This is a genomic window from Gammaproteobacteria bacterium (genome assembly GCA_037388465.1).
Taxonomy (GTDB): domain Bacteria; phylum Pseudomonadota; class Gammaproteobacteria; order SpSt-1174; family SpSt-1174; genus JARRKE01.
Map to the genome: position 1 here is coordinate 1 of JARRKE010000088.1, position 7,775 is coordinate 7,775.

Genomic DNA, 7,775 nt, shown 5'->3' on the forward strand with positions numbered 1-7,775 from the left:
TCGCCAGCGATCACCACCTTGAGGTCGAGCGGAATCGGCTCCGGCTCCAGGGTGATGGTGCTCACCAGGCTGAGCATGCGTTCGAGCGATTCGATGCGGATCTCGCGCGAACGCAGGGCACGCTTGAGCGCCTCCCAGGCGAAGGCGTTGCCGAGCACGCGGTGCGCGTCGATGATCAGGTAGCCGCCGTTGGCGCGATGCAGCGCACCGGGCTTGATGAGGGTGAAGTTGGTCAGCAGGGCGCCGAAATGGGCCAGGTGCTCGACCCGCCCGATCAGGTTCATGTAGGTGGGATTGTCCTCGTAGACCACGGGCGCGCCGCTGGCGTCGTCGTTGTCCACCAGGACGTTGACCTTGTAGCGGGTGAAATCCACCTGCTGCTGCCGCTCGCTGGACTCCGGCGCTTCCTGTGCGTGCCGGAACTCGTCGATGTTGTCGAGCACGTCCTCCTTGACGGCATGCAGATAGTCGAGCACCTCGGGGTGATCGGCGTAACGCCCCACCAGATCCGCGAACGAGGCGGCCACCGCGCTCTCCGAGACCTCGCGGTCCAGCGCCTTGATCTGGCTGCGCGTCTCGCGCTGCCAGCGCGGGAACTGGCGGATGGTCTCCTTGAGGCCGTCCTGCAGTTCGTTGACATCCTGTTCGATACGCGTCTGCTCGTCCTTGGGCAGCTTTTCGAATTCCTCCGGGCCGATGATCTCGTCGTTGCGGATCGGCGCGATGGTATAGCCGGCCGGCGTACGCAGGATGGTGATGCCCTTGCCGCGGGCCGTTTCGCTCAGCTTGCTGAAGGCATCGTCCTGACGGCTTCGCAGATCGTCGTTGATCTCCTGCAGCCGGGTGCGGTACTCGTCGCTCTCGAAGGCGGCGGGGATGGCGTGGGTGAGATCGTCGACCAGTTCGTCCATGTCATGACGCAGCGCACGCCCCATCCCGGCAGGCAGGGCCAGAGCGCGCGGACGGTGCGGATCGTCGAAATCGTTGACGTACACCCAGTCGTGGGGCACCGGCCCCTGGGCGGCGCGCCTTTCGAGCTCGCGGCGCACGATGGTGTGCTTGCCCAGCCCCATGGAGCCGAGCACATAGAGGTTATAACCCTCGTGGCGCACCCCGACGCCGAAATGAATGGCGTTCAGGGCGCGCGCCTGGCCGAAGGTTTCTTCCAGCCCCTGAAGCGCGGCTGTGGTATCGAACTTCAGGTCGGCCGGATCGCAGCGATGATAAAGGGCGTCGGGTGTCAGCGGTGCGGGTATCTCCATGAGTCCGGTCAGGTCCTATAGATGGCTGGGCAGGTGACCACGCACTTCCTCGGCAGTCTGCCAGGTCAGGTCCTTGTCGAGCTCCTGGGCGACCACCCCGCGCGTGCCCTTCCCCAGAGCATCCCGCAGCATCCCGAGAAAGGCCGGCGCTGCGATCACGTACAGCTTGTCGTAGTCACCGCTCTCGCATGCCGCCTCCAGGCGGGCGCCCAACTCGCGCGCGAACACCAGTGCCTCCTCCTTCTTGGGCTCGGTCTGCTGTTCCATAGCATGGCGATTGGCGCCCATGCTGTCGAAGGCGCGTCCCGGCAGGTCGCTGGTCAGTTCCTGATCGTGACTGCGCGCTTCGGGGTGCGTGAAGTCCTCGATCTCGATCAGTCCGCCGGTCGGCGATTCCGCGCGAAAGACCCGTGCACGGCTGGCATCGGCCACCAGAATCCAAGTATTCATGGGTTACCTCCTTTTATTTTGTGTTTTACGGGGCCGAACGTTCCCGCCAGGATTATCCAGCCCCTATTGATAATTTAAGCCTAATCGGCCACGACGGACTTTGACGCGCGTCAGTCCACCGCCGGATGCTTCAATCCGGCCGATTCAACAAGATCTCGACGATCTCCGTCCACTCGGCTTCCAGGTCGCCCGTGGCGGGGCTTCGACCGGCCCGGTGATACCAATAGCGCGCGTTACCGAGGTCTCCTTCCACCCGATGCAGATAGGCATGCACCCAGGCCGCCTGCGGTCCGCTTTCGCGTTGCACCAGTTCATGGGCGCGATCCCACGCCCCCTGCGCCGCGTGCCATAGCGCCTGGAGCGGGACCGGGCAATCCGCCGGCGGCTGCGGCCCGGCCAGACTGTCCCGAAAGGTCTTCAGATCCGTCATACCCAACTCTAGCAGGCTGTATGTTGCAAAGGCGCTTCCCCGATCCGCAGCACCGTCTCCAGCTGTCCGGGACGGCGGGAAAACCTGAACAGGTGCGTGGCGCCGCGCCGGTCACGCGCCCCGAACCCCGGCAGGGGAACCTCCGCCGCCGGCAGTTGGCCGAGACACTCGGCCCATGCCGCCTCCAGACGCTCGGGTGCGGTGCTGAACCAGACCTCGGCCAGCCGCGTGGCCCGCCGCAGGTAATCGACATGCCAGTGCGGGCGGGCCGGCGGGCAGGCGTGGTGCCCAAGCCGCGCCCGCAGGCCGCCCGGCCCGAAGGCGCTGCCCACGTACAGGTAATAGCCGGCGGTCATCGGCAACGTGCCGAAGCGCCCGACCGTCAGGTCGCCCTGCATCGCGCTCTCCAGCACCAGCACGTAGGTGCCGGGCAGCGCGGGTATCCGCTCCAGCCAGTCTTCGTCCATGCCGGGATGGTAAACCGGTCCAGCCGGAACGAGGCAACTGTTAAACTTCGCGGATGAGCACGAGCGCCGCCGCCCAATCCCAGCACACTCCCATGATGCAGCAGTATCTGCGCATCAAGGCGGACTATCCCGACATCCTGCTGTTTTACCGCATGGGGGATTTCTACGAGCTCTTCTTCGACGACGCACGCCGGGCCGCCAAGCTGCTCGGCATCACCCTGACCCAGCGCGGCCAGTCGGCCGGCAGCCCCATCCCGATGGCGGGGGTGCCGATCCACGCCGTCGAGCAGTACCTGGCCAAGCTGGTGCGAGCCGGCGAGTCGGTGGCGATCTGCGAGCAGATCGGCGATCCCGCCCAGTCCAAGGGGCCGGTGGAACGCCAGGTGACGCGCATCGTCACCCCCGGCACCGTGACCGAGGAGGCCCTGCTCGACGAACGGCGCGAGAACCTGCTCGCCGCCCTGAGCGGCCTGGATACCCGTTATGGACTGGCCTGGCTGGAGCTGAGTTCCGGGCGATTCCGTGTCCAGGAGCTCGACGGGGTCGAGGCCCTGGAGGCCGAACTGGAACGCCTGCAGCCGGCCGAGCTGCTGCTGGACGAGAACCTGCAGCTGCCCTTCGAACGCCCCGGCCTGACCCGGCGCCCGCCCTGGCATTTCGACCCGGAAAGCGCCCACCACCTACTGACCCGCCAGTTCGGGGTCAAGGACCTGAACGGCTTCGGCTGCGAGGGCCTGCCGCTGGCGGTCGGGGCCGCGGGCGCCCTGCTGCAATACGTGATCGACACCCAGAAGAACGCCCTGCCCCATCTCAACAGCCTGGGCGTGGAACGTCGCGACGACAACGTACTGCTGGATGCCGCCACCCGGCGCAACCTGGAACTCACCCAGAACCTCGCCGGCGGCGAGGACCACACCCTGCTGTCCGTGCTGGACAGTACGGTCACCGCCATGGGCGGACGCTGCCTGCGGCGCTGGATCGCCACACCGCTGCGCGACCGCGACCGGCTGCGCGACCGGCTGGCGGCCGTCGAAACCCTGCGCGAAGTCGACCCCGCCGCACTGCGCGAGCAGCTGCACGGCATCGGCGATGTGGAGCGCATCCTGGCCCGGGTGGCGCTCAAGTCCGCCCGCCCACGCGACCTGACCACCCTGGCCGACTCGCTGGCCCGGCTGCCGGCCCTGCAAAACGACCTGGCCGCGCTGGACAGCCCGCTGCTCGCAGAGCTGGGCGGCGAGATCGGCGAACATCCCGAGGTTCACGACCTGCTCAGCCGCGCGGTGATCGAAAACCCGCCCCAGCTGATTCGCGACGGCGGGGTGATCGCTCCCGGCTACGATGAGGAGCTCGACGAGCTGCGTGCGCTGTCGGAAAACGCCGACCAGTTCCTGATCGACCTGGAGACGCGCGAGCGGGAGCGCACCGGCATCGCCACCCTCAAGGTGGCCTACAACCGCGTGCACGGCTACTACATCGAGATCAGCCGCGGCCAGGCCGACAAGGCCCCGGACGACTACACCAGGCGCCAGACCCTGAAAGGCGCTGAACGCTTCATCACCCCCGAACTCAAGTCCTTCGAGGACAAGGTCCTGTCCGCCCGCGAACGCGCCCTGGCGCGCGAAAAGGCGCTGTATGACGCACTGCTGGACGCCCTGCACCCGCCTCTCGGCGCCCTGCAGCGCAGCGCCGCCGCACTGGCCGACCTGGACGTGCTGACCGCCCTGGCGGAACGCGCCGAGGTGCTGGACTACGTGCGCCCCGAGCTGAGTGATGCCCCCGGCATCGCCATCGAGGCCGGCCGCCATCCCGTGGTGGAGCAGGTGCTGGACGATCCCTTCGTCCCCAACGACCTGCGGCTCGACCCCGAACGGCGCATGCTGGTCATCACCGGCCCCAACATGGGCGGCAAATCCACCTATATGCGCCAGGCCGCCCTGATCGCGCTGATGGCCCATATCGGCAGCTTCGTACCCGCCCGCCGGGCGGTCATCGGCCCGCTGGACCGCATCTTCACCCGCATCGGCGCCGCCGACGACCTGGCCAGCGGCCGCTCGACCTTCATGGTGGAAATGACCGAGGCGGCGAACATTCTCAACAACGCCAGCGAGCAGAGCCTAGTGCTGATGGACGAGATCGGGCGCGGCACCAGCACCTTCGACGGCCTGTCGCTGGCCTGGGCCTGCGCCGAACACCTGGCCCGGGTGAACCGTGCCTACACCCTGTTCGCCACCCATTACTTCGAGCTGACGGTGCTGCCCGAACAGCAAAGCGGCATCGCCAACGTGCACATCGACGCCGTCGAGCACGGCGACTCCATCGTGTTCCTGCACAGCGTGAAGGAGGGCCCCGCCAGCCAGAGCTACGGCCTGCAGGTGGCAGCCCTGGCGGGGGTGCCCAAATCGGTCATCGCCCGCGCCCGGGAACGCCTGCTGGAGCTGGAGAACCAGAGCGTGCGCGAATCGGGCTCGCAGCTGGGCCTGCCGCTGGCCCCGGCGGACCCCCACCCCGTGCTGGAGGCCCTGGAGCAGCTCGACCCGGACGCCCTTACCCCGCGCGAGGCGCTCGCCGTGCTGTACCAGCTGCGCGATCAGACCCAGGCGGAATAGCCGCTGCTGAACTTTCCGGCATGCCCCGTTCTAACAGCTGCGATAATCCGCATCATGCCGACAACTTCCTGGAAAATGGGCTATCAGCAAGCCCAGATCATGTCCCTGGTCAGGGGCAGTGTTTTTCAAGCGCCGCGATGCGGCTAGAATAACCAGCTACTACGCTTCAGCTATACGCCTTTTCTTCATTCCGGAGCGCAACATGACCTTTGTCGTTACCGATAACTGCATCAAGTGCAAGTACACCGACTGCGTGGAAGTCTGCCCGGTAGACTGTTTCCACGAAGGCCCCAACTTTCTGGTCATCGACCCGGATGAATGCATCGACTGCACCCTGTGCGAGCCGGAATGCCCGGCCGAGGCCATCTTCCCGGAGGACGACATCCCCGAGGGCATGGAGAACTACCTCGAACTGAATGCCGAACTGTCCCGCGACTGGCCGGTGATCACCCAGAAGAAGGATGCGCCGCCGGACGCCGAGGAGTGGGACGGCAAGCCCGACAAACTGCAGTATCTGGAACGCTGAACGGTTGTCCCCAGCCGGGATCACATGGATCCCCTACGGCGAGGACGCGGCCCGCGTCCTCGCCGACCGTCTGCTAGCGCGCCACGAGCAGGACCTGCCGGACCTCAGCCGGGTCGATGTCCTGCTGCCCTCGCTGGAGGCGCAGACTCACTTTCAGACCACCCTGATCGATTGCGCCGGGCAACGCGGCCATCCCGCGCTGCTCGGTCCGCAGATCAGCACCCTGCCCCTGTGGACCGTCTCCCGCTTCGCCCCGAGTCAGGCAACCCCCTCTCCCCAGGTCACCGGCCTGATGCTGGTCGAGGCGCTAGTGCCGCACCAGCGGCTGTTCGGACGCGCCAACCCCTGGCAGGTGGCCGATGCCCTGCTGAACCTGTTCACGCTCATGAGTCGCCAGGACACCGGCCCGGACGAGACGCTGGCGGATTTCGAGACCCGATTGCAGCAGGCCTATGGCGGCGAGGCCCTGGCCCCGCTGTCGCGCGAGGCCCGCATGGTGCATACCCTGTGGCAGGCCTGGCGCGAACAGCTCGCGGCCGAGGGACTGGCCGACCCGCAGGCGCTGTATCGGGAAGCCCTGGAACGGGCCGCTAGGCACACATCCGGCACCCTATACCTGGTGGCGCCGGAGGCGCTCACCCCGCCCGAAGCGACCTGCATCAACCGACTGCGCCATGAAGGCCGGGCGGAAATCCTGCTACAGGGAGACACGGACAGCCTGGCACCTGTGCTTGCGGCGCTCGAAATGGAACCGACCGCCCCGGCGCCAACGGACTCCGCCGGCGATTTGGTGGAACAGGTGTTCGACACCGGCGAGACCGCGCCTCATCTGGCCGAACGCGCCCGCCGCTTCGCCGAACGTGTAGCGGTCAGCCCCCTGACCGACCGGCTGGCCACCTACGCCGCCCCCGATGCCGAACAGCATGCCCGCGCCATCGACGTGCAGACCCGGCTGTGGCTCAACGAAGGCAAGCAGCACATCGGCATCGTCACCGACGATCGCCGTCTGGCGCGCCGCGTCCGCGCCCTGCTGGAGCGTGCGGGACTGGTGCTGAGCGACAGCGCGGGCTGGCTGCTGTCGACCACCTCGGCCGCGGCCACGCTGGAACGCTGGCTGGAATGCATCGAGCAGGACTTCTCCTGGCAGCCACTGATGGACGTGCTGAAGTCCCCCTTCGTATTTCCCGCCACCGCCCGTGATCAGGCGCTGAAAACCGTGTATCGCCTGGAAAACGACGTGATCCGTCACGAGAACGTCGGCCGCGGTCTGACACGCTACCAGGCCGCATTGCGGCGCCGGGCCGGAAGACTGCCGGACTGGGGACACCGCGGTACCCAGGCCGCCGAGGCGTTACTCAACCGCCTGCAGCGTGCGGCTGCGCCGCTCGTCGCCCTGCACGCCCGGCCCGGGCAGGCAGTGGCTCACAACTATCTTGAAGCCCTGCAACTGAGCTTGGAGCGGCTGGGACTGGCCCGCGGCCTGAGCGAGGACCCGGCCGGTCAACGCATTCTGGAAACGCTGACATCCATGACGCAGGCCGCGGGGGACCGTGACGTCCGGCTCGACTGGGCCGGTTTCAGGACCTGGCTGGGCCGTGCCCTGGAAGGTGCCCATTTTCGTCCCGCCACCCAACCGGGACCGGTGATGCTGCTGAGCCTGCCCCAGGCCCGCCTGCTGCGTTTCGATGCCCTGGTCCTCGCCGGTCTGGACCGCGAGCACCTCCCGGGCCGCGAACCGGCCGAGGTGTTTTTCAACAACCGGGTACGGCGTGAACTGGGCCTGCCCGGCTGGGAAGACCACCTGCGTCGCCGCCAGCTGGGTTTCCGCAGCCTGCTGGAATCCGCGCCCCGCGTCCTGTTGACCTGGCAGGCCGAGGACGTGGACGAACCCATTCTGCCCAGCCCCTGGGTGGAGGCCATCGAGGCCTTTCATATCCTCGCCTATGGCCAGGGCCTCGCCGATCCGCACCTGCCCCGCCTGAGCCGGGACCCGCGGACCCGAGTGGGAGCACCGCAGCCCGCCCCGCTGCCGCC

The 7,775-nt window shown here is 67.4% G+C and carries 7 protein-coding genes; 3 read left to right on the forward strand and 4 right to left on the reverse strand.

Translation table 11 applies throughout. The features are described from left to right. The 4 genes from P8Y64_12600 to P8Y64_12615 form a co-directional block, all read right to left on the reverse strand. On the reverse strand, positions 1-1,262 hold a 1,262-nt coding region (locus P8Y64_12600), incomplete at its 3' end, for an AAA family ATPase (protein MEJ2061305.1). A 15-nt stretch (positions 1,263-1,277) separates the two neighbouring features. Continuing rightward, positions 1,278-1,712, reverse strand: a complete 435-nt coding sequence (locus P8Y64_12605) for a host attachment protein (GenBank protein MEJ2061306.1) — start codon at positions 1,710-1,712, stop codon at positions 1,278-1,280. Positions 1,713-1,842: 130 nt separating this feature from the next. Next, positions 1,843-2,142, reverse strand: coding sequence for a hypothetical protein (locus P8Y64_12610; GenBank protein ID MEJ2061307.1), 300 nt, complete (start codon positions 2,140-2,142; stop codon positions 1,843-1,845). Positions 2,143-2,150: 8 nt separating this feature from the next. After that, positions 2,151-2,609 carry a GIY-YIG nuclease family protein gene (locus P8Y64_12615; protein MEJ2061308.1) on the reverse strand — a complete coding sequence of 153 codons (459 nt, stop codon included), beginning with the start codon at positions 2,607-2,609 and terminating at the stop codon, positions 2,151-2,153. 92 nt (positions 2,610-2,701) lie between these two features. Between P8Y64_12615 and mutS the strand changes: the two genes are divergently transcribed. The 3 genes from mutS to P8Y64_12630 form a co-directional block, all read left to right on the forward strand. Further along, the gene (mutS, locus tag P8Y64_12620; GenBank protein ID MEJ2061309.1) at positions 2,702-5,215 is read left to right on the forward strand and encodes a DNA mismatch repair protein MutS; all 2,514 of its coding nucleotides are present in this window, start codon (positions 2,702-2,704) and stop codon (positions 5,213-5,215) included. A 202-nt stretch (positions 5,216-5,417) separates the two neighbouring features. Continuing rightward, on the forward strand, positions 5,418-5,741 hold the full coding sequence (locus P8Y64_12625) for a ferredoxin family protein (protein ID MEJ2061310.1): 324 nt from the start codon (positions 5,418-5,420) through the stop codon (positions 5,739-5,741). Positions 5,742-5,745: 4 nt separating this feature from the next. Beyond that, positions 5,746-7,775: DNA helicase (locus tag P8Y64_12630; protein MEJ2061311.1), on the forward strand; the 2,030-nt coding region annotated here is incomplete at its 3' end.

Bases quoted from the DNA above. Each gene is read 5' to 3' on its own strand.
- mutS (MEJ2061309.1), top strand. From the start codon at position 2,702: ATGATGCAGCAGTATCTGCGCATCAAGGCGGACTATCCCGACATCCTG.
- P8Y64_12615 (MEJ2061308.1), bottom strand. From the start codon at position 2,609: ATGGACGAAGACTGGCTGGAGCGGATACCCGCGCTGCCCGGCACCTAC.
- P8Y64_12625 (MEJ2061310.1), top strand. From the start codon at position 5,418: ATGACCTTTGTCGTTACCGATAACTGCATCAAGTGCAAGTACACCGAC.
- P8Y64_12610 (MEJ2061307.1), bottom strand. From the start codon at position 2,142: ATGACGGATCTGAAGACCTTTCGGGACAGTCTGGCCGGGCCGCAGCCG.
- P8Y64_12605 (MEJ2061306.1), bottom strand. From the start codon at position 1,712: ATGAATACTTGGATTCTGGTGGCCGATGCCAGCCGTGCACGGGTCTTT.